Source organism: Algisphaera agarilytica (assembly GCF_014207595.1).
GTDB lineage: Bacteria > Planctomycetota > Phycisphaerae > Phycisphaerales > Phycisphaeraceae > Algisphaera > Algisphaera agarilytica.
This window is the reverse complement of the sequence record NZ_JACHGY010000001.1, coordinates 3,818,184-3,838,598: the sequence shown is the minus strand read 5'-3', so window position 1 is coordinate 3,838,598 and position 20,415 is coordinate 3,818,184. Positions and strand designations below refer to the sequence as shown.

Genomic DNA, 20,415 nt, shown 5'->3' with positions numbered 1-20,415 from the left:
GAGCGTCCTGAACGCAATCACAAAATTGCCGCTCGACTAGTCGAGGAATATCACCGGCAACTCGATTAGGATTATTTTCAGCCTGCGCGTCGCATCGAGCTGAACGCGACGCTGTCGATCGGGATGTCGAACTTCGCGCCGCACTTGTACACGTGTTCACGCACCTTGGTGCAGTAGGCGAGGGTGGCGGTGACGGGCAACTCATGGCCGTTGGCGGTGACCAGGGTGATAACCGCCAGGGTTCCGGGGCTGATGAAGACCGGCGAAAGGATGCCCAGGCCGCCGTCCGACAGGTCGTGGCAGACCGCGGTGAAACGAACCACGTCGCCGGGCCAATCGCCCGCTTCGCACACCACCGCGACCGGCTCGCGGTAAGGCATCCGGGGGTGTTCGCGTTGCGCGATCAAGTCGGGGCTGACCTGGACCTTGTCGAGTTCACGCAGGACCGCGTCGATCTCGGCGTCCGTGATCGGTGGCGTGAGTGGAGTGTTTTGGCGTGGTGGCTGCATAACGGCCCCGGGTGGTGGATATCTATTGAATATCGGCAGACCTCCGTGATGACACGCGGAGGTCTGCCGAAAAAACTCAAAATCTCAGGCATTCGCCGGACCCGATTCAGACCGCACGGCCTTGAGGTGCCGGCTGCTCGACGTTATCCGGACGCTCTTGGCGGAACGGGGGCCAGTTCTCGGGGACGATCCGGCGGAGCTCGGGCATCGCGTTGTCGCCGGGCTCGGGGATTTTGGTGCGGATATCTTCGGGCACCGCGTTGAGTTGCTCGGTGGTGTCGATCGGCCCCTCAAAGAGGGTGTTGCCCTCGAGGTCGGTGGCTTTGAGGTGTCGGCCGTCCTGGTTTTGGGTGATGGTGAGTTTGTGGGCCATGTCCTGGAGGACGGTCACGCTCTGGCCGAAGTTGCCCGGCAGGTTGTTCAGGTCGAGATCGAAGTCGAGCTTGATGGGATCGCCGTTATCCCAGAGGTCGTCGCCGGGCCAGCCTTCGCCGAGTCCTTCGCGGAATATCTGCCAAATCTGCTCAAACTGCCGGTCCATGCGTTGCTGCATCTCCTGCAGGTCGTGTTGCAGGTTGTTGGGCTGGAGTTCGAACGGGAGCGCTTCCCACTCGGCAAACGGGGGTTGCTCGATTCGGGGCGCAACCGCCGGTCGATCGCCGAGCTCGGCGGGGCGTTCGGCGAGGGTGGCGGGCTGACTAAGTTGTTCACCGTCGCGCAGAAGCGTGAGCTCGACTTCCTGCCCGGCCGGGTAGGTGGGGACGAGCCGGGTGAGTTGGGTGGGGTGCAACATGACCTGGCCGTCGAATTTCAGCAGCAAATCTCCGCTGCGGAGGCCCGCAGCGTCGGCGGGTGAACCGGGCAGGACGTGGCTGACGACGAGCACCGTCTCGGGCGTTTCGGGGGCCGCGTTGGGCGGGGCCAATGTTTCGGCGACCGCCACGCCGAGGAATCCCGGAGCGTTATCGGCCGCGGCCGGGTCGGCTTGGGGTTGAGCCTCGGGCTCGATGGCTGGAACGTCTTCGGCCAACGCGGCCGTGTGGAGTCCGGCGAGGCCGGCGGAAATGATCAGTGTGGGTACAGCAAAACGAGATTTCATGTCGGTTCCTTTCATGCCGGGGTGGATTGAGTCGGTGTTGTGGCGTGTCGTGCCACGGTCATCGATGCATACGCATCGCGTGATTTTTGGGTTCGCCGCGAAGGTGTTACTTGCGGTTCGTCTGCCGGGGGCACATAATTTTAAGTCCCGCCCCGCGGGAGACGGTCTGTTCGGATCGGTATTCTGTTTATCCCATCAAGAGGTGCCGATGGCGCGCAAAAGGTTACAGCTCGGGCAGATACTAAAACAGTGGCGGTTGGTCGATGACCAGCAGCTCGAAGAAGCCCTGAAAATCTCCAAGGGTTCTCGCAAGCGGATCGGCGAATCGCTGGTGGCCCTGGGTTACATCACCGAGAACGACGTCGCCAAGGCCCTGGCCTCCCAGTTCGGCCTGGAGTTTGTCGACCTGGACCAACCCAACGTCATCGACCGGGACAACCTTGAGCTGATCCCCCAGGACATGGTCAAGAAGTACCTGGTCCTGCCCCTGGGCAAAGACGGCAACACGCTCAAGGTGCTGGTCCACGACCCGATGGACATCAACCTGATCGACGACCTGCAGTTCCGCCTCGGCGGGAAGGTCGAGCTGGCCTTGTCGGCCAAGGGCAAGATCAGCGAGTACATCGACAGCGTCATGTCGGACGTGAAAGACTCGATCGACAAGCTGACCATGGACATGTCCGTCGACACCTCGATGGACATGTCGCTCGACAGCTCGATGGACCAATCCATCGACATCGAGGACAACAGCGACGACCCCAACCAGGGGCCGATCATCAAGCTGGTGAACCAGATCATCGCCGAGGCGGTGAACGGCCGGGCGTCGGATATCCATATCGAACCCTTCGCCGACCGCGTTCGGCTCCGCTACCGCATCGACGGTGTCTGCCACGAGCGGGACGTGATCCCCAAGCGCACGCAGGGTTCGGTGGTGGCTCGTCTGAAGATTATGGCTGGCGTCCGCGTCGAAGAGAAACGGATTCCGCAGGACGGCCGGATCAAGATGCGGGTCGACGGCAAGATCGTCGACTTCCGTTTCTCGTCCTGCCCGACGTACCACGGCGAATCGATCGTCATGCGTATTCTGCGTCCCGACGCGGCGATGCTCGGCCTCGAAAAGCTCGGCATGCGGGCCGACACCCTCGAAGGCTTCCAGAAAGTCATCCACCGGCCCAACGGCATCTTCCTCGTGACCGGGCCGACCGGTTCGGGTAAGACGACCACGCTGTACTCGGCGCTGAACGAGCTCAACCGCCCCGACCGCAAGATCATCACGGCGGAAGACCCCATCGAATACAACTTCAAGGGGATCAACCAGTGCCAGGTCAACATGAATATGGACCCGCCGCTGGACTTCAAGCTGATCCTGCGGGCGATGTTGCGTCAGGCTCCCAACATCATCCTCGTCGGTGAGATCCGGGACATGGAGGTCGGCGAGGTCGCGGTCCAGGCGGCGCTGACCGGCCACATGGTCTTCAGCACCCTGCACACCAACGACGCCCCCTCGGCGATCACCCGTCTGATCGACATGGGCCTCAAGCCCTTCCTCGTGGCCAGTTCCATCCAGGCGGTGCTCGGCCAGCGTCTGGTGCGGATCCTCTGCGATCACTGCAAGGTGCCTGACTCCGAACCCGACCGCAAGATGATGGCGTTGTGCGGCATGACCGACAGCGACCTCGAAGGCCAGACCATCTACAAGCCCCAGGGCTGTGCCCGCTGCGGCAACACCGGCTACCGCGGTCGTCGTGGGGTGTACGAGTTGATGTTCATGAACGCCGAGCTCCGCGAGTTGGCGTTTAACCGGGCTCAGGTCAGCAAGCTCCGTGCGGCGGCGGTCGCCTCCGGGATGCGGACGCTGCTGGGCGACGGCAAGCTGAAAGTCCTCGACGGCCAGACGACCCTCGAAGAAATCGCACGTATCGCTCAGGTCGAAGGCACCGTTGAGCTCGAAGACGACGACTTGGCCGCGTAGGCGCATTGGGCGATTTCGCGATCGGGCGATTGGGTGATTTCACAGCCAACACGCTTCGAACCGCTGTTTCGCTTCCTGGTTTATTCAATCACCCAATCACAAAATTACTAAATCGCCAAATAAAGGTAACGCTATGTCCGCCATGCAAATCGACCGTCTGCTTGACACCGTGATCAAGCAGGAAGCCAGCGACTTACACCTGACCGTGGGCAAGCCCCCCACCGTCCGGATGTCGGGCCGCCTGGTCGAGCTCAAGACCAAGTCGCTCGATTCGGAAGACACCACCTCGCTGATGAAGTCGATCAGCCCCGAGCGGGCGCAGAACGAGCTGCAGGAAGAAGGCGGCTCCGACTTCGGCTTCGCCTACGGCCCGCAGGACGACCCCGAGAAGTCCGCCCGTTTCCGTGTGTCGATCTTCCGGCAAAAAGGCAGCGTCGCCATGGTGCTGCGGCGGATCCCCAACAAGCTGCTGGACATCGACAAGATCGGCCTGCCACCCATCGTCAAAGACCTCATCCGCCGCCCGCGGGGCCTGTTCCTGGTCACCGGCCCGACCGGCTCGGGTAAGACGACCACCCTGGCGTCGATGATCGACTACATCAACATCAACCTCGACCGCCACATCATCACGGTCGAAGACCCCATCGAGTACTACCAGCCCCACAAGAAGTCCATCGTCAACCAGCGGGAAGTCGGCACCGACGTGCCCAGCTTCTCCGAGGCCCTGCGTCGGGCCCTGCGTCAAGACCCTGACGTGATCCTCGTCGGCGAGATGCGGGACCTCGAAACCATCGAGGCCGCCATCACTGCGGCCGAGACCGGCCACTTGGTGTTCGGCACCCTCCACACCAACTCCGCCGCGGGCACGATCAACCGCCTGATCGACGCCTTCCCCACCAACCAGCAGCAGCAGGTCCGGGCCCAGCTCTCGGTCGCCCTGATCGCGGTGCTCTCCCAACAGCTGCTCAAGCGGGTCGACACCAAGGGCATGTGCGCCGCCTACGAGTTCATGGTCGTCACCCCCGCCATCGCCAACCTCATCCGGGAGGCCCAGTCCTTCAAGATCCCGTCGGCCATCCAGACCGGCAAGAAGTTCGGCATGAAGCTGCTCGACGACTTCCTCTGGGAGCTCTACGCCGCGGGCAAGATCGCGGCGGGCGACATGATCGACCGGGGCTCCAACTCCGATCAGCTGATCGAAAAAGTCCACCGTGCCGGTGGCACGATCGGTCGGCCCGAGCTGGATGACGATGCCGCGTGATCGAGAGATCGCTGGGCCCCTTGCTCAAGGGGCTGGGTGGGCCGCCATCAAACGGGCCGATTTCGCCCTCACAATTCACATAAATCAACTCCGATCCAAATCGAAATCCATGTGTCCAATCACTATGGAGCGTCAAAATTCCTTGTTTGTTCTGGTCCCTTCGATACGATAAGTATTGAGGATCTACCTAAACCAAGCCTCTTTCGAAGCAGAAACCCGCCAGAATCCTTCCCAATCGTTCCCTCGCACCCTTGACCCTATGCCTTTCCGCGAAATTCCCGCGATTGTCTCTGACATCAAGCAATTTCAAAGAATAGCCTTGCGATGGACACCTGGATAAAAACGCTTCGATCGGCCGCTGGTTTGTATCCTTAACCCCGATCTTGGGAAAAACACGATGGCCAAAAAAGCTGCCGCAAATTCTGAACTCAGTGGACGCCGACTTGGGCGTGTGCTCACCAAAATGGGCAAGATCACCCGTGATCAGGCTCAGGAAGCTCTCGAGCTGCAGAAGTCCAAGCGGGTGCCTGTGGGCCAGCTTCTGGTGGAGCTCGGCTACTGCACCCACGACGACATCAACATCGCGCTGGCCGCCCAAGCGGGGATGCGGACGATCGACCTCGAGGACCTCGATCTGAAAGAGGAAGTGGTCCGCATGGTCCCCGCGGAGATGGCCAACGCCTACCACATCATCCCGATCGCTCACGACGCCTCGACCAACAAGCTGACGGTCGCCCTGAAGTCGGCCGACAACTTCCGGGCTCTCGACGACCTCCGCCTGCTCATGGGGTTCACCGTGGATGCGGTCGTTGCCCCCGCGGGGCAGATCGACCACGCGATCGACCGGTTCTACGGCGAAGACGACGAGTCGCTTGCCTCGCTGGTGGCCGACCTCGCCGAAGACGAGTCGATGGCGGACTTCCAGGAGGGCGACGCGTCGATCGACCTCGAAGACGAGATGGCGATGGCCAACGACAACCGCGTCGTCCGCCTCCTGAACCTCGTCCTGCTCCAGGCGATCAAAGACAAGGCGTCGGACATCCACTTCGAGCCGTTCGAGGACGAGTTCAAGATGCGGTACCGCATCGACGGCGTGCTCTACGAGATGATCCCGCCGCCGCGCCACCTGGCCGGCCCGATCGTCTCGCGTGTGAAGGTCATGTCGAACCTGGACATCGCCGAGCGCCGTCTCCCTCAGGACGGCCGGATCGAATTGGTCGTGGGCGGCAAGCCTGTCGACCTCCGTGTCGCGGTGCTGCCGACCATGTTCGGCGAATCGGTCGTGATGCGGGTCCTGGACCGCGGCAACGTGAACCTCGACCTCGAGAAGATCGGTATGCGGCCCGACGACCTGGAGACCTTCCGCCAGCTCATCCACAAGCCCAACGGCATCGTGATCGTCACCGGCCCCACCGGCTCGGGCAAGACCACGACGCTCTACTCCGCCCTTGCCGAACTCAACGAGCCCACCGAAAAAATCCTCACCGCTGAGGACCCGGTCGAATACGACATCGACGGGCTGTGTCAGGTCCAGGTCAACACCGAAGTGGGTTTAACGTTCGCCGCGGCTCTGCGGAGCTTCCTCCGTCAAGACCCGGATGTGATCCTAGTCGGCGAAACGCGTGACCTCGAAACCGCTCGCATCGGCGTGCAGGCCTCGCTCACGGGCCACTTGGTGTTCACCACGCTCCACACCAACGATGCCCCCTCCTCGATCGCCCGTCTCCTGGACCTGGGTCTTGAATCGTTCCTGATCACCGCGACCATCGAGGGCATCCTGGCCCAGCGTCTGGTCCGCAAGATTTGCCCGCGTTGTAAGGAAGCCTACACGCCGAGTGAAGACGAGCTGTTCATGCTCAACCTCACGCCCGAAGACCTCGAAGGTCGGCAGCTGTTCCGCGGGGTGGGCTGCGACTACTGCAACCAGTCGGGTTACAAGGGCCGGATGGGCTTGTTCGAAATCATGATGTTTGATGACGAGATCCGGGACCTGGTCATGAAACAAGCCTCGACCCAGCTGCTCCGTGCCGAAGCCCGCAAACGCGGGATGCGCACGCTCCGTCAGGGCGGCCTCATGGCCCTCTACGACGGGCTGACCACCATCGACGAAGTCGTCAAAGAAACCATGATCGAAGACTGATCCATTCACGCCGGTGCCCCGCTCGGCCCGGCCACGAACACCGCGGAACCCCACCGCCACTCCGCCGCCCGCTTGGGCCGCGCCCCCCGCAGGAGTACCCACCATGCCGACATTCCAGTTTGAAGCACTCAACGACTCGGGTAAGCCACAGAAAGGCACGATCAACGCCGCCAACAGCGACGAGGCGTTGGCACGGATCAAGAGCCAGGGCTTCTTCCCCACCTCGATCCGGGAACAGAAGGTCAAGAAAGGCGGCGGCGGTTCGGCCGGTGGTGCCGCGGCTGGTGGTGGGGCCAAGAAAAAAGGCGGCCAGATCACCATCAACATCGGTGGTGTCAGCCAGAAGCACCTGACGCTCTTCACCCGTCAGCTCTCTACGCTCCAAGACGCGGGCCTGCCCATCCTCCGTTCGCTCTCGATCCTCGAACAACAGCAGAAGCCCGGCCTCATGAAGGACACGCTCGGCCTGGTCCACGAAGACGTCTCCTCCGGTGCCTCGCTCTCCGATGCTTTCGCCAAACACCCCAAAGCCTTCAACAACCTCTACACCAAGATGATCGCGGCCGGTGAGGTCGGCGGTGTGCTTGACCTCATCCTGCAGCGTCTGGCCGAGTTCCTCGAAAAAGCGGCCCGCCTCAAGCGGCGCATCATCTCCGCGATGATCTACCCCGCCGCGGTGATCAGCGTCGCGATGATCATCGTCTTGGGCATCATGATCCTGATCGTGCCGAAGTTTATCGAGATCTTTGACGACTTCGACACCGATATGCCCAAGCTCACGATCATACTCATCGACATGTCCAAGTGGTTGGGCGGCAGCATGCTCGGCTTCCTCGGAGCCAAAGACGGTACCTACAACCAGGATCAGATGATCCCTGGCATCCTCTGGGTACTGCTCGCCCCGTTCTTCATCTTCTTCGCGGTCAAGATGCTCCGGAAGACTTCCGGCGGCAAGGCCGTGTTCGACCGCCTCACGCTGATGACCCCGATCCTCGGCGGCCTGGTCCGCAAAGCCACCATCGCCAAGTTCACCCGTACCCTCGGCACGCTGGTCAACGCCGGTGTTCCCATCCTCGACGCGATCACCATTACCGCCGAGACCACGGCCAACAATGTCTACTCCAACGCCCTCATGGACGTCCACGACAGCGTGCGTCAGGGTGACTCGTTCGCCGAGCCTCTGCGTAAGGCCAAGGTCTGCGACCCGCTGGTGGTCAACATGATCGACGTTGGCGAAGAGACCGGTGACCTGGACAAGATGCTCCTGAAGATCGCCGACAACTACGACGAAGAAGTCGACGTCGCGGTGGCGGGTCTGGTCTCGCTGCTCGAGCCGGTCATGGTCGTTGTGCTCGGCGGTATCGTCGGCGCGATCGTCATCGCCCTGTTCCTCCCGCTGGTCAAGCTGATGCAGTCGGTGATGTAAGGCCACGGCGTAGCCAGTCGCGACTCTTTGTCTCCCCCTATACCTGCCTCCACGGAACCCAATGCGAAACACGCTAGCCTCATCCCGCGCCGGTTTTTCCCTGATCGAGATCCTCGTGGTGATTTCGATCATCGCCCTGCTTCTCGCGCTGGGAGCCGTTGGTATGTCCAAGATGCGGGAGCAGGCGCAAGTCGAAAAGATTCGTGTTTTGCTTCAACAGCTTGCTGGTGTTGAAACTGAGTACCGCGCGCAAACCAACGGTAAATTCCCAGATGACGATTCATCAAATTCCTCGACTGCGGGCGTCAATAACTCGATTGAATGGTTCGTTGAGCAGGTTGAAGCTCAACCGATCACCCAAGAGATGATTGAAAAGACGGTTAATCGTGCCTTTTACTCTCCAACCGATGGCGGAACACCGGGGACCGTCGTCGATGCCTGGGGGTTAGAGATCGAGTACCGAGAACTGTCTGACGGTTCAGCTACAGCCACAAGCAATGGTACCAATGCTCAGTTCCCCCCCTATGCCCAGCCGTTCTTTGCTTCGGCAGGCCCCGACGGTCTATGGGGTGACCACAGCGTTCTGGCCGATCCGGACGACGCGGCCGCGGACAATATCTACAGCTTTGAGTTGCCGTAATCATGAAAAATTACAAGTATTACAACCTCCGGCGCACTTGTGATCGTGGGTTCACGCTCATCGAGTTGATCGTGGCCATTGCCATCATTGGTTTGATGGTGGGGCTGAGCTTCCCGGTGCTACAAACCATGCAGCAGAGCAGCCGGGTTTCCTCGGCAACCAATACCGTTTCGGTTGCGGTCGACGCCGCCCGTTCGCTCGCGGCGACGGAAAACAACTTCGCGATTGGTGTCCTGCCGGGTGGGCTCACCGGCAACTACGACGGGACCGCGATCATCTTCACGCCGTCTGGCGAGTGTAGATTGGTAGTCAACGACCAGTTGGCAGTAAACGGTGCGGGCAACCCCCTTGAACTTCTCACGCCGCCCAAAAACGGGTATAGGGACATTGAGGGCCGCGACTACATCATCCTCCCCAAGGGGACGGGCGTGGCGGGTATGCGCCGCAACACAAACGCCACAAGCATTAACGGCTTGGTTTTTGTTCCTCCGCCTTTCGCGGTTGCTTTTGACGAAAACGGAAAGCTTATCGTAGGTACGGCCTCGGCTAGTTCTGACCGCGCCGTTTATTACGACAAAGACGCCGATGGGGATTACACCACAGGTGACGGCCGCCCTGGCGGCTACAACCCCGATGACTGGGACGCCCGCATCAACCCCGGGGTGGCGACCGTCGGCGATATCTCCGACCCGAAGAATCGCTTGCGTTATGAATTACCCTACGAGCAGATCGAGACGGTGACCGCCATCGTGATCTACGACAAGCAAACCTTCGACGTCGATACCGGGGGCTGGGGTTCTGCTTCAGCTGCCGACATTCAAGCCTTTATGACCCAAGACGACGACACCCTGGCGAAGATCTTCTTCTTCAGCCCCACCACCGGCGCCATCATCCGAAACTAAGACTCACCATGTTCTGCTTATCCCCCGCCAACCTCTCGTCCCGACGATCTTCCGGCTTCACGCTGATGGAAGTGCTGGTTGCTGTCGGTATCTTTGCCATCGGTGCTGTTGCGGTGGCTTCGATTTTCCCGACAGCCATCTTCCTTCAGAAACAAACCGTAAACGACCTCGAACTCGATCAGGCCGTGAACAATGCCGAAGCGATGGTGTCGTCTCGCAAGCTTCGGATCATCGAAGGCGGAGTATACGACACGCAGTACAGCACCGATGCCGCAGATCAGCCCGGGCCTCTTGGTAACTCAGTGCAACCTCTGATCAACGGGGTCGCGGCAGGTAATGATTTGTTCAGGCAATTCAGTATCCGCGACCGTACTTATCCCTCGGTATACGCCTCTCAGGATGCTGCGAGCCTCTGGGTTCCTCTGATCCGCGACGCCAGCGCAGACCCCACCCTCGGCGGATCAGGCAACCGGACATGGGAGCTCTATGCCTTCGTGATGCAGCGGCGCGACGACGTGGACTATTCCCACGCCGAAACAACCATCAATTCAGCGTCGCCGAGTGATGCGCTGTACCCCTCGGTGCTCCGCGTGGATATCAACGGCTTTTCGAATTCTGCGGTGCTCGTCGACCAGTTCGAAGTACCCAACGGAACGATCGACGCTTTCCAATTGGCTCCCGCAGTGCCGATCCTCGATAGCAATGGCACGACTTATATCATCGATGCAGTCGATCAGAACGGAGCTGGTGACGACATCATCCAGATTGTTGGCTTTGTCAGCGCGAACCCGAATCCCCCCGATGCCCTGTGGATCGCCGATCCCGGTGGGCGGGTCAACGGTGACCCTGCCAATCGCAATCCGGCCCGCCGTATCTTGATTTTCCCCCAATCATCGATCGATTATCAACCATGAATCGTGTGACTTCCCCTCAATCTGCTAGGGCAGGCTTCACCCTGATGGAGCTTTTGGTGTCGGTTGCCCTGACCCTGGTCATCATCGGCCTAGTAAACACCATCTTTAACAGCACCACCAAGGCGGTGACACGCGGTGTTCAGCTCGGCGATGTAATTGCGAATCAGCGCACGATGACCGAGCAGCTGCGTGTGGACAGCGAAGATATGCTGGGCCCGCTCGATGATCCGGGGGGGAATGCTCTTGATCCAAGCGATACGCCCGGCATGCTGGCCATTGTCAATTACCGTGTCACACGCGGTGGGACGATCGCGAATCCGCAAGTCGCGATGACCAATGCCGAACGGATCGGCGAGGAGACCTTGATCGGACAGCTGAGAAGCGACCAGTTGATGTTTCTTAAGACAAATGGGAATGGTGGGGTTGTCGATACGCTGGCCCCTTCAATACGTACCAGCTATGCGGGTGTTGGAAACTACGTTGCAAGCCACTCGTTGATTTGGTACGGCCACGGAAACCGTACCAACGAAAATGGCTCTCCTGCGGGACTTTTAGATGACTTTAGTCTCACCGGGCTAAACCGTAATCCTTGGCAGTGGGTGCTCGCACGCAAGGAGCTTTACCTAACGGATCGCCCCAGTGCGGGCGGGTCTGTTGCGGGCGTGATCCACGTCGATGGCGTGGCTGCGGATAGTGCGGTTTCCGGTTATAGCGGGACAAGTGGCGTGACTGAAGAAAACTATTCTTCTTTGGCTGACGTCAGTCAATTCGCGCTTGTTGCGGATGGTGCCGAGGAGGGCTTCTTTGACGCGGCTGGTACCTCTGGGCCGGGTGACTCCGGCACCACCAATGATCAGAATTACCGTACCGCAGCCTTCCAGCGCATGTTCTTAGAGCGTAACAAGCGGGTGCAGATCAACGACGCGCCCATCGTTCCCTATGATTCTTGGCGGATTGCACAGATGCACCCCTTCTTCATGCAAGGGGTGAGCGATTTCATCATCGAATTTGCTGGGGATTATCACAACGACGGCACGATTACGGGCTTTCCTGACGGGACGCCCGACCTGGACTATGACTCAGACGGTATTGCTGACGACAGCACCGCAACGGGTTCGGGTGACATCGTTTGGTACAGCATGGACAACCTCCCCCCCATCCAAGCTGCCGGGGCGTTCACAAACCCCGCGGAAGCTTACGCAACGTTTATCGACACGGACCCCGAAGGCGAGTTGGGCCTTGCGGCGAATGCGGTAGCCGCGGACGCAGCCTTTGTCTGGCGGCACGATAAACCCGCTTCCTGGCCTTACATCATCCGCATCCGTTATCGCCTACACGACGGACGTGGTCGATTGGCCACGACTCAAGACACGAATGTCAACGAAGACCTGCAACGGACTAGTCCCGCAGTGACCTACGACGCACAGCCTAACGGCGAAGTCGAACCTACCGTGGGGCGATGGTTTGAAATCATGATCCCCGTTGAACGCACACCGCAATAAAAACGACCCATATTTGTCCGCCCCGCAAAACCCTCGGGGCTAAACACTGCAGGCGGATTGCCCTGCATGAAAGGACTGACACGATGTTTAAACAAACGACATCTATCTCCACGATCTACTTGCGTTTGATCGCTTCTTATCGAAACCCTGCCCGGCGGCGGGGGAACGTGGTGCTGTTGGTCATGGTAGCGCTGGTTCTCATGGCCACCTTGGGCACGTCCTATCTACAAGTTGCTCGGGTACAGCGGGGGCAAGCCGGACAATCCACGGGTGATATCGATACCGTCGTCGCTGCGGTCCTCGTTAAAATTGAAGACACCATTTCAGATGATGCCCGTGACGATAACGCCAACCTGCTGTCCACCGGGATCGTCAATCAAACCCAGGGCGACGAGCCGTTCGATTACCCGTGGACGAATGTCGCGACGGGTGGTGCCAACAATTATCAGGTCACTTCTTTAACCACAGCGAGTTCCGTCGCCGCGGTTGGCGGGCACCTTGATAACAAGTGGCTCGCATCTTCGAGCCCCAGCGACTTGGGCGGTACGCCGTATTGGGAGAATATCACAGACCTGAACGGCGTCTTTCTTTCTGCCGCGGGACACAGCGACCTGACCAGCCTCGCGGCTGGATCGGCTCCAACAGAGAGCCCGATTAATCATGCGGGTGTTGCAACGCCGGGAATGAGCAACGTTTCTATTAACACGAATGTGCGTCATACCCTACCCGCCCCGGCCGATTTCGCGGATCCCACCCTATCCCTTTTGGTGGATGCGGATGGCGATGGTGTTCCTGATAGCCGTTGGGCGTGGGCGACCATCCCCGTTATCGAAGGCAAGGCCTATACGATGGCAGTGCGCATCATTGATTTGTCGGGCCGGATTAATCTCAATACCGCCACCAGCCCTCTAGACAACACCGCCAGGTATGACTACGAAACTTCCACAACCACCGTTGCCAGTGAGCACGCTCCGAGATGGGACACCCCCGCGGAGATCGATCTTGGGCGGTTCGTCAACGAAACGCGTAATGCGGAAAACGCGGCCGTACCCGGAACGGCAAACGCTGCAGATCTCAACCTACTCGGCACCGATATCATCGCACGGCATACCGGAACGTCTGGCGTCCCCACACTTCGCGACGATCGCACAGCTTTCTGGGATGGTTCTGCCAGTAGCTTTGCTACGAATAACTACGTGGCGGATTACACCAACGCATACACGTTAGACGACATGTATGAACTCCTCAATCAAGGAGGAGTCAACGAAGACACCACGACCAACGAAGCTTTTGAAACCAACGGCACCGGCCTCCGCGATTTCTTTAGTGGCAATGAGACGTCAGCCGACTATCAACGCTACCTCGGTGACAAGGCCTCCGATGCCGTCGATCTTCAAGAATTTTTCGAGATCAATGCCCGCGTCCACTCGACGGTGCTGAGTGGGACTAGCCACCTTGCCCCCAGCGGAGTTGTGCCGTTTTCCAATAACCGGCTTAATCTGACGCCTCTCTTCGATGCCACAGATGCCGATTACGCGGACACTAAAAACTCGGTAAGCGATCGTATCGAGTTATTTTTGGGGGGCGGTGTCCCCCTGGGCTTCACTATTCCTGAGATCAGCGACCAGTTCACGTCGAACATCGCCGACTATGTTGATGAGGACAACTTTGTTACGGTCACAGGGGGCGCAGGGGGGCGCGCGGGCTTAGAGGCACTCCCCTTCATCGCCGAGGCCTACGGGCGCGGTATCTATGACTTGGTGAGTTCGACCGCGACCGAGTCGGAGTGGTCCAATGTTGGTGGTGCGATCTTCGCGATCGAGATTGCTAATCCGTTCCAATTCCCAATTTCGCTCGATGATGTTTACTTAACGGTAACACCGCCCGGCGGTTCGTTGACGCTGTTGTCCACCGATGATTTGTTGTCCATCGTCACGCCAGCAGCTATGGTTGCATTTAACACGGCGAATGGAATTACAACAAATAATGCGGCGACGCCCGATATCAATGAGCAAGAACTCTTGTATCCGGGTAAATCAATCGTATTTTATGTTGATCCTTTAGGTACGGCCATGGCAGGCGATATCACGGCGTCGGTAACCGCGACCGAAACAATCGTTGTGGATATGAGCGGTGCCGCTGCGCTACAAGCATGGCCAACAGATCAAGCCGCAGGCACGCCGAATGCTCCCGAAGATTTTGAGCTAGGGATGATGGCTTCAACCGCAGCTAACACCCCGCTTGGCGCTAATTACCAGTCCGTGAGTATTTCCACGGTTCCTCCTCTGCTAACGAATACCAGCGATGTGTCGATGCCGATTGCGCCTCAGCAAAGCTTTTTCGAGGCCCGTGCCACTACGGCTTGGGGTGGTATCAATATGCTGGCCATCGGCACGCCGGATCGCCCGGATGTATTCCCCGTATCCCCCTCCTCTGTGCCTAACTCTTGGGATTTTGGCCAAGCCAAGGCTGTGCCAACCGGTTACACCGCGATGAATGACGCGCAGGCCCAGGTGATCATCCCCAACTACGACAACAACAGAATGCGCCACATCGGGGAATTGGCTCAAATCACCGGGCTAGGCTACTCGGGGACTCAGCCGATCAACTTGTTGTGGGAAGCCGACCACGGCGGCACCCCGAACCCCGATGATCTGTATCTGGACTTCTCCCCAGGGGCACCCAAAGTCAATGCAGCGGTGGACTCTCTTAACGTTCCCCATGCGGTGCTGATGCTTGAGCAGTTTACGATTTATGAAGACTCATTCACGCCCGGCACGATCAACCTCAATACTGCGAGCCAGGAATTAATCGAGCGATCGCTTCCGTTCTCTAATCCAACACTGGCCAATGCTGTGGCAGCGGTGATTGTTGATTTTCGTGATAATCCAGGAGGTGCTCTGCGCTCCAGTGTCAGCGCCCGCACCACGATAGGGCAAAGCGAAGGAATTGCTTATGTAAGCGAGCTGGTGCCGCTCCTGGCCGACGTGTTCACCACTAATGGAACGCAAGGTAATTACGTCGGTGATACGGTGACAAGTGAGCAGGTTGACGGCACTGACGTGCGCGTTGACTTTGGCAACGAATACTATTTGGATACTGCCGGTGTCCCCATTGATGACGGAGTCGCCGACGACCGGGAAGAAGAGATTTTGGTGTACCGTTGGCTGTCTCAGGTCGCCACGACGCGGAGCGACTGCTTTGCTGCCTACATCTGGGTACGCGAGCACGATGCGAGCGACTTCAGCTCCGTGACCGATGAGCGTCGGGTTATCGGGTTGTTTGTTCGTAAAGAAAATGGCATCGCCAGCCAAGTGGGCACGTTCCAAACCCTTCCCTGATGTTGTAGAGCATGTCGATCTTTGAAAAAATCGTGGCTGGGGAGATACCTTGCCATCGCATTTACGAAGACGAGCACGTCTTGGCGTTTCTCGATATTGGCCCCCTGTCGCGTGGGCATTGCCTGTTGATTCCTAAGGTCTGCTATGTGGAGCTTGGCGAGATGCCGGCAGAAGTTGGTGCCGCGCTAGGGCGTGTAATGCCCCGGCTGTGCTCGGCGGTGAAAGCCGCTACCGGTTGCGACGGCGTCAATGTTTTGCAGAACAACGGTGGCGCCGCGGGGCAGGTCGTGATGCATGTGCACTTCCATTTCATTCCGCGGTATACCGCCAAGAGCCCACACGCGGGGCTGGAATTCAATTGGCCTGCGGGTCAGCTGAGCGATGAGGATGCGGCGGATTTAAAAGCGAAGATCGTTGCCGCGCTGGGAAGCGCATGATGTTTGAGTGTGCCCATACCTCCAGCCGTTTCCTGCGCCAAAGCCTGGCGGTGATCTGGGGATGGATTGGGGCTGGTGTGTATGTTCGTTATTGGCAGGACCACCGGATTCACGCGTTGGACGCGGGTTGGACTGCGGAGAAGCTTGACCAGGTCTGGGCGGTGCGTCACGCCTTTCGGCTTCGGGTGGAACCATCGCTGGTCCATCTCTGGGCGGTCCTGCTCGCCGCGATCATTCTGTTTCTCCTGACGTTCTTCATCGCCGGGGTAGCTCTGTATCGGGCCTCCGAGTTGATCCATTGCGGCCATTCGGTGATGTAATCTCCTGGCGGATATCCATGCTCTTTAGTCAGATACCGAGGGCGCTTTATCGTGCGCTGAGATAGTGCATCTTGGGGCGGATAAAAAAGCCCCCGATCGGTGGTGGGTCCGATCGGGGGGAGGGAGAAGGAAGCTGTTGGGCTTGGGGCCGGCCTTGGCCCCGGGCGTCGCGTCGTGCGAGCTCAGAGAGAGTCGTGGTTCAGTGGGGCATCCTGCAAAAATCGTCCTTGGGTTGAACCTGCCGCGTTCGCTTCCCCTCGGTTAGGGGCGTCTTCAATTGTCGGACTCTGTTGCGAGTCCAACCGCGTCGCACGCCGGTGAGCGTGCGACGCGGGGTGTGTGGTTTACGAGCAGCCCATCGAGGCACCGCAGTTCAGGCACTTGTAGCAGGTGCCGTTGCGGACGGTGATGGTGCCGCAGACGTCGCACGCCGGGGCGTCGGCCTGCATCGAGCTCATGGCTTCGGTGAGCGTGTTGCTCTCGGTGGCCGTGGCGGTTTCGGTCGCTTGCTCGACCGCGGGAGCCTTGGCGGTCGTCTTGTCGGCGGCTTTGCCTTCCGCGAAGCCCCAGGCACGGTCGCCGGTTTCGGTGGCTTCGTCGGCCTTGGCCTCGACATCGGTGATCTTCACGCGGTCGGACTTGGGCTTGTCGTCCTGGGCTTTGCCCTCGACGACGGCCGGCATCGCGACCTTGGCCTTGGGGGCCTCTTCCTTCTTGGATTCGGTCTTCTTGTCGCTGGGGCGTTGCGGGGCGTTGGCCTCGCGGTAGCCGGGGACGAACTCCATACCCATCCAGCGGAAGATGTAGTCCACGAGCGACTTGGCGAACGGGATGTCGCGGTTGTGCGTCATGCCCGCGGGCTCGAAGCGTTGGTGGCTGAACTTGGTGACCAGCGACGAGGTGGGCACGCCGTACTGCAGGGCGACCGAGATCGCGGTGCCGAGCGAGTCCATCAGGCCGCCGATGGTCGAGCCTTCCTTGGCCATGGTGATGAACAGTTCGCCGGGCTGGCCGTCGTCGTAGAGGCCGACGGTGAGGTAGCCCTCGTGGCCCGCGACGTTGAACTTGTGGGTCCGGCTGGTGCGGGTGTCGGGCAGACGGCGACGCATCGGGCGTTCGACGATCTTCTCGACCACCTTCTCGACGGTGCGGACAGTCTCGGTGCTCTGCAACGCATCCGCGGCGGCGGCGACCGCGGCCGTCTCGACGATGTCCTCGGCGACCTCTTCGAGGGCGGCTTCGATGCCTTCGACATCTTCGACGCCGTCGTCTTCCTCTTCATCGCTCGCCTTGTTGTTGAGCGGCTGGCTGAGCTTGCATCCGTCGCGGTACAGGGCGTTGGCCTTGAGGCCGAGCTCCCAGGACAGCTCGTAGGAGTCCTGGATGTCTTCGATGGTGGCCTCGTTGGGCAGGTTGATCGTCTTGGAGATTGCGCCGCTGATGAAGGGCTGAGCCGCGGCCATCATGCGGATGTGGCCGTGGGCGTGGATGAACCGCTCGCCGGTCGGGCCGCACTTGTTGGCACAGTCGAAGACGGGCAGGTGCTCGTCCTTGAGGTGCGGGGCGCCTTCGACGGTCTGCGTACCGCAGATCACGGCGTTCAGCTCGGTGATCTGCTTGCCCGACAAGCCCAGCGACTTGAGCAGGTTGAAGCTCGGGTCTTTGGCTTCTTCGACGCGGTCGATGCGGTCCATGCAGTCTTCGCCGAGCGTCCAGGCGTTGAACGCAAAGCTGATGTCGAAGATCGTCGGCAGGGCGTCGGTGATCTTCGCCAGGTCGTCGCTCTCGAAGCCCTTGTCCATGAGCCAACCCGCGAAGGTCTGGTCGCCGCCGGGGACGGGGACGTCCAGCGAGAGGGTGCCCATGACGTGGGTGAGCACGTCCTTGACCTGGTCCTTGTCGTAGCCGAGCGATTCGAGGGCCGGACGCAGGGACTGGTTGGCGATCTTGAAGTAGCCGCCGCCCGCGAGCTTCTTGAACTTGACCAGGGCGAAGTCGGGTTCGACGCCGGTGGTGTCGCAGTCCATGAGCAGGCCGATCGTGCCGGTGGGCGCGATGACGGTGGCCTGGGCGTTGCGGTAGCCGTGCTTCTCGCCGTGCTTGAGCGCGTCGTCCCAGCACTTGCGGGCCGAGGCGATCAGGTCGTCGCTGTTGGCGAGGGTGCCGAAGCTTTCGCTTTCGTCGGTGAGCTTGTCGGCGTCGATGGGCACGGGGTTGATTTCGAGGCCTTCGTACCCACCAACCGCGGCCGCCTCGGCGTTGGAGGAAGTGACGCCGTAGGCGGCGCGTCGGTGGTTGCGGATGACCCGGAGCATGTTGTCACCCGCCTTTTTGTTCTTCTTGTAGCCCGGGAACGCCCCGAGCTCCTTGGCCATCTTGGCGCTGGTGTCGTAGCTCTTGCCGGTCAGCGTCGAGCTGATGCAGCCGCAGATCGCCCGGCCGCGTTCGCTGTCGTACGGGATACCCGCTTGCATCAGCATCGCGCCGAGGTTGGCGTAGCCCAGACCCAGCGTGCGGAACTTGTAGCTCAGCTCGGCGATCTCCTTGGAGGGGAACTGGGCCATCAGCACGCTGATCTCCAGCACGATGGTCCACAGCGCCACGCCGTGCTCGAACCGCTCGACGTCGAAGGTGCGTTCCTTGGCGTTGTAGAACGTCAGGAGGTTCAGCGACGCGAGGTTGCACGCGGTGTTGTCCAGGAACATGTATTCCGAGCAGGGGTTGGACGCGTTGATCCGCCCCGCTTCCGGGCAGGTGTGCCACTCGTTGATGGTCGAGTCGTACTGCACGCCCGGGTCGGCACAACGCCACGCGGCGTAGCCGATCTTGTCCCATAGCTCTTTGGCGTTGACGGTCTTGGCGAGCTCGCCATCCGTACGACGCACCAGGCCCCAGTCGCCGTTCTCACGCACGGCGCGGAAGAAGTCGTTGGAGATGCGGACCGAGTTGTTGGAGTTCTGACCCGCGACGGTTTGGTACGACTCGCCATTGAAGTCGTAGTCGAGGACGAGGCCGAGCTCCTTGGCGGTGTATTGCATCTCGTCGCCGAGGTGCTTCATGCCTTCAACCAGGGCCGCGACCTTGATCTCTTCGCGGACCTTCCACGACACGAAGTTTTCGATGTCGGGGTGGTCGAGGTCGAGGCAGACCATCTTGGCCGCACGGCGGGTGGTGCCGCCGGACTTGATCGCCCCCGCAGCGCGGTCACCGATCTTGAGGAAGCTCATCAGGCCCGACGACTTGCCGCCGCCCGACAGGGGCTCGTCTTCGCCGCGGATGTTGGAGAAGTTGGTGCCGGTGCCGCTGCCGTACTTGAACAGGCGGGCTTCACGGGTCCACAGGTCCATGATGCCCGCTTCGCCGACCAGGTCGTCTTCAACCGACTGGATGAAGCAGGCGTGGGGTTGGGGGTGGGTGTAGGCGTCTTCGGACTTCTTGGCCTTGCCGGTCTTGGGATCGACGTAGTGGTGGCCCTGGGCGGGGCCGTTGATGCCGTAGGCCCAATTGAGGCCGGTGTTGAACCACTGGGGGCTGTTGGGGGCGCACTGCTGGTGCAGCATCATGTGGCAGAGTTCGTCGTAGAACGCCTGGGCGTCCTCGGCGGTGTCGAAGTAGCCGTGGCTCTCACCCCAGTGACGCCAGCAACCGGCCAGGCGGTGGATGACTTGCTTGGCCGACTTCTCGGGGCCGTTGGTGACCTTGTCGCCTTCCTGAAAGTCGGGCGACGCGATGCCGTTGGGTCCGCCGTCCGAAGGCACCCCAGCCTTGCGGAAGTACTTGGAAACCATGATGTCCGAAGCGAGTTGTGACCAGGCCTTGGGCAGCTCGGCGTCGTTCATTTCGAACACGACGCTGCCGTCCATGTTGGCGATTTTGGTCGACCGTGTGGTCCACTCGACGGTGCTGAAGACGTCCTTGCCCGCTTCGGTAAATTTCCGTTTGATCTGCATGT

Annotated in this window: 14 protein-coding genes; 11 read left to right on the top strand and 3 right to left on the bottom strand. The window is 60.2% G+C overall.

All coding sequences use genetic code 11. The annotated features are described in order from the left end of the window. Positions 1-77: 77 nt before the first annotated feature. On the bottom strand, positions 78-509 hold the full coding sequence (locus HNQ40_RS16630) for a PilZ domain-containing protein (protein WP_184678943.1): 432 nt from the start codon (positions 507-509) through the stop codon (positions 78-80). Positions 510-615: 106 nt separating this feature from the next. Beyond that, positions 616-1,608, bottom strand: a complete 993-nt coding sequence (locus HNQ40_RS16625; RefSeq protein WP_184678942.1) for a S1C family serine protease — start codon at positions 1,606-1,608, stop codon at positions 616-618. 208 nt (positions 1,609-1,816) lie between these two features. On the opposite strand from HNQ40_RS16625, the gene HNQ40_RS16620 reads away from it, so the two are divergent. The 11 genes from HNQ40_RS16620 to HNQ40_RS16570 all read left to right on the top strand — a co-directional run bounded on the left by HNQ40_RS16620 (position 1,817) and on the right by HNQ40_RS16570 (position 16,463). Continuing rightward, the gene (locus HNQ40_RS16620) at positions 1,817-3,580 is read left to right on the top strand and encodes a GspE/PulE family protein (protein ID WP_184678941.1); all 1,764 of its coding nucleotides are present in this window, start codon (positions 1,817-1,819) and stop codon (positions 3,578-3,580) included. A 133-nt stretch (positions 3,581-3,713) separates the two neighbouring features. Further along, entirely contained in the window at positions 3,714-4,841 is a 1,128-nt protein-coding gene (locus HNQ40_RS16615; RefSeq protein WP_184678940.1) for a type IV pilus twitching motility protein PilT, read from the top strand. A gap of 463 nt (positions 4,842-5,304) precedes the next feature. Next, a complete protein-coding gene (locus HNQ40_RS16610; RefSeq protein WP_246402917.1) occupies positions 5,305-6,981 on the top strand; it encodes a GspE/PulE family protein in 1,677 nt (558 codons plus the stop codon). Positions 6,982-7,084: 103 nt separating this feature from the next. Then, positions 7,085-8,407 carry a type II secretion system F family protein gene (locus HNQ40_RS16605; protein WP_184678938.1) on the top strand — a complete coding sequence of 441 codons (1,323 nt, stop codon included), beginning with the start codon at positions 7,085-7,087 and terminating at the stop codon, positions 8,405-8,407. A 61-nt stretch (positions 8,408-8,468) separates the two neighbouring features. After that, positions 8,469-9,047, top strand: a complete 579-nt coding sequence (locus tag HNQ40_RS16600; RefSeq protein ID WP_184678937.1) for a prepilin-type N-terminal cleavage/methylation domain-containing protein — start codon at positions 8,469-8,471, stop codon at positions 9,045-9,047. Positions 9,048-9,049: 2 nt separating this feature from the next. Further along, positions 9,050-9,949, top strand: coding sequence for a prepilin-type N-terminal cleavage/methylation domain-containing protein (locus HNQ40_RS16595; RefSeq protein ID WP_184678936.1), 900 nt, complete (start codon positions 9,050-9,052; stop codon positions 9,947-9,949). Positions 9,950-9,957: 8 nt separating this feature from the next. Beyond that, on the top strand, positions 9,958-10,863 hold the full coding sequence (locus HNQ40_RS16590; protein WP_184678935.1) for a PulJ/GspJ family protein: 906 nt from the start codon (positions 9,958-9,960) through the stop codon (positions 10,861-10,863). After that, complete coding sequence (locus HNQ40_RS16585; protein WP_184678934.1) at positions 10,860-12,365, top strand: PilW family protein; 1,506 nt, start codon at positions 10,860-10,862, stop codon at positions 12,363-12,365. The genes HNQ40_RS16590 and HNQ40_RS16585 overlap by 4 nt, the downstream gene beginning before the upstream one ends. An 83-nt stretch (positions 12,366-12,448) precedes the next feature. Next, positions 12,449-15,706 (top strand): hypothetical protein, encoded by a 3,258-nt coding sequence (locus tag HNQ40_RS16580; protein ID WP_184678933.1) that lies wholly within the window; start codon positions 12,449-12,451, stop codon positions 15,704-15,706. 11 nt (positions 15,707-15,717) lie between these two features. Then, complete coding sequence (locus tag HNQ40_RS16575; protein ID WP_184678932.1) at positions 15,718-16,143, top strand: HIT family protein; 426 nt, start codon at positions 15,718-15,720, stop codon at positions 16,141-16,143. After that, complete coding sequence (locus tag HNQ40_RS16570; RefSeq protein ID WP_221435593.1) at positions 16,140-16,463, top strand: hypothetical protein; 324 nt, start codon at positions 16,140-16,142, stop codon at positions 16,461-16,463. The genes HNQ40_RS16575 and HNQ40_RS16570 overlap by 4 nt, the downstream gene beginning before the upstream one ends. 344 nt (positions 16,464-16,807) lie before the next feature. Here the strand turns inward: HNQ40_RS16570 and HNQ40_RS16565 are convergent, their stop codons facing one another. Further along, a complete protein-coding gene (locus HNQ40_RS16565; protein ID WP_184678930.1) occupies positions 16,808-20,413 on the bottom strand; it encodes an adenosylcobalamin-dependent ribonucleoside-diphosphate reductase in 3,606 nt (1,201 codons plus the stop codon). Between the last annotated feature and the right edge of the window lie 2 nt (positions 20,414-20,415).

What these genes read in the sequence shown, in the direction of transcription:
- HNQ40_RS16605 (WP_184678938.1), top strand. Translation starts at nt 7,085, where the DNA reads ATGCCGACATTCCAGTTTGAAGCACTCAACGACTCGGGTAAGCCACAG.
- HNQ40_RS16590 (WP_184678935.1), top strand. Translation starts at nt 9,958, where the DNA reads ATGTTCTGCTTATCCCCCGCCAACCTCTCGTCCCGACGATCTTCCGGC.
- HNQ40_RS16565 (WP_184678930.1), bottom strand. Translation starts at nt 20,413, where the DNA reads ATGCAGATCAAACGGAAATTTACCGAAGCGGGCAAGGACGTCTTCAGC.
- HNQ40_RS16610 (WP_246402917.1), top strand. Translation starts at nt 5,305, where the DNA reads ATGGGCAAGATCACCCGTGATCAGGCTCAGGAAGCTCTCGAGCTGCAG.
- HNQ40_RS16595 (WP_184678936.1), top strand. Translation starts at nt 9,050, where the DNA reads ATGAAAAATTACAAGTATTACAACCTCCGGCGCACTTGTGATCGTGGG.
- HNQ40_RS16600 (WP_184678937.1), top strand. Translation starts at nt 8,469, where the DNA reads ATGCGAAACACGCTAGCCTCATCCCGCGCCGGTTTTTCCCTGATCGAG.
- HNQ40_RS16570 (WP_221435593.1), top strand. Translation starts at nt 16,140, where the DNA reads ATGATGTTTGAGTGTGCCCATACCTCCAGCCGTTTCCTGCGCCAAAGC.
- HNQ40_RS16615 (WP_184678940.1), top strand. Translation starts at nt 3,714, where the DNA reads ATGTCCGCCATGCAAATCGACCGTCTGCTTGACACCGTGATCAAGCAG.
- HNQ40_RS16625 (WP_184678942.1), bottom strand. Translation starts at nt 1,608, where the DNA reads ATGAAATCTCGTTTTGCTGTACCCACACTGATCATTTCCGCCGGCCTC.
- HNQ40_RS16620 (WP_184678941.1), top strand. Translation starts at nt 1,817, where the DNA reads ATGGCGCGCAAAAGGTTACAGCTCGGGCAGATACTAAAACAGTGGCGG.
- HNQ40_RS16575 (WP_184678932.1), top strand. Translation starts at nt 15,718, where the DNA reads ATGTCGATCTTTGAAAAAATCGTGGCTGGGGAGATACCTTGCCATCGC.
- HNQ40_RS16585 (WP_184678934.1), top strand. Translation starts at nt 10,860, where the DNA reads ATGAATCGTGTGACTTCCCCTCAATCTGCTAGGGCAGGCTTCACCCTG.
- HNQ40_RS16580 (WP_184678933.1), top strand. Translation starts at nt 12,449, where the DNA reads ATGTTTAAACAAACGACATCTATCTCCACGATCTACTTGCGTTTGATC.
- HNQ40_RS16630 (WP_184678943.1), bottom strand. Translation starts at nt 509, where the DNA reads ATGCAGCCACCACGCCAAAACACTCCACTCACGCCACCGATCACGGAC.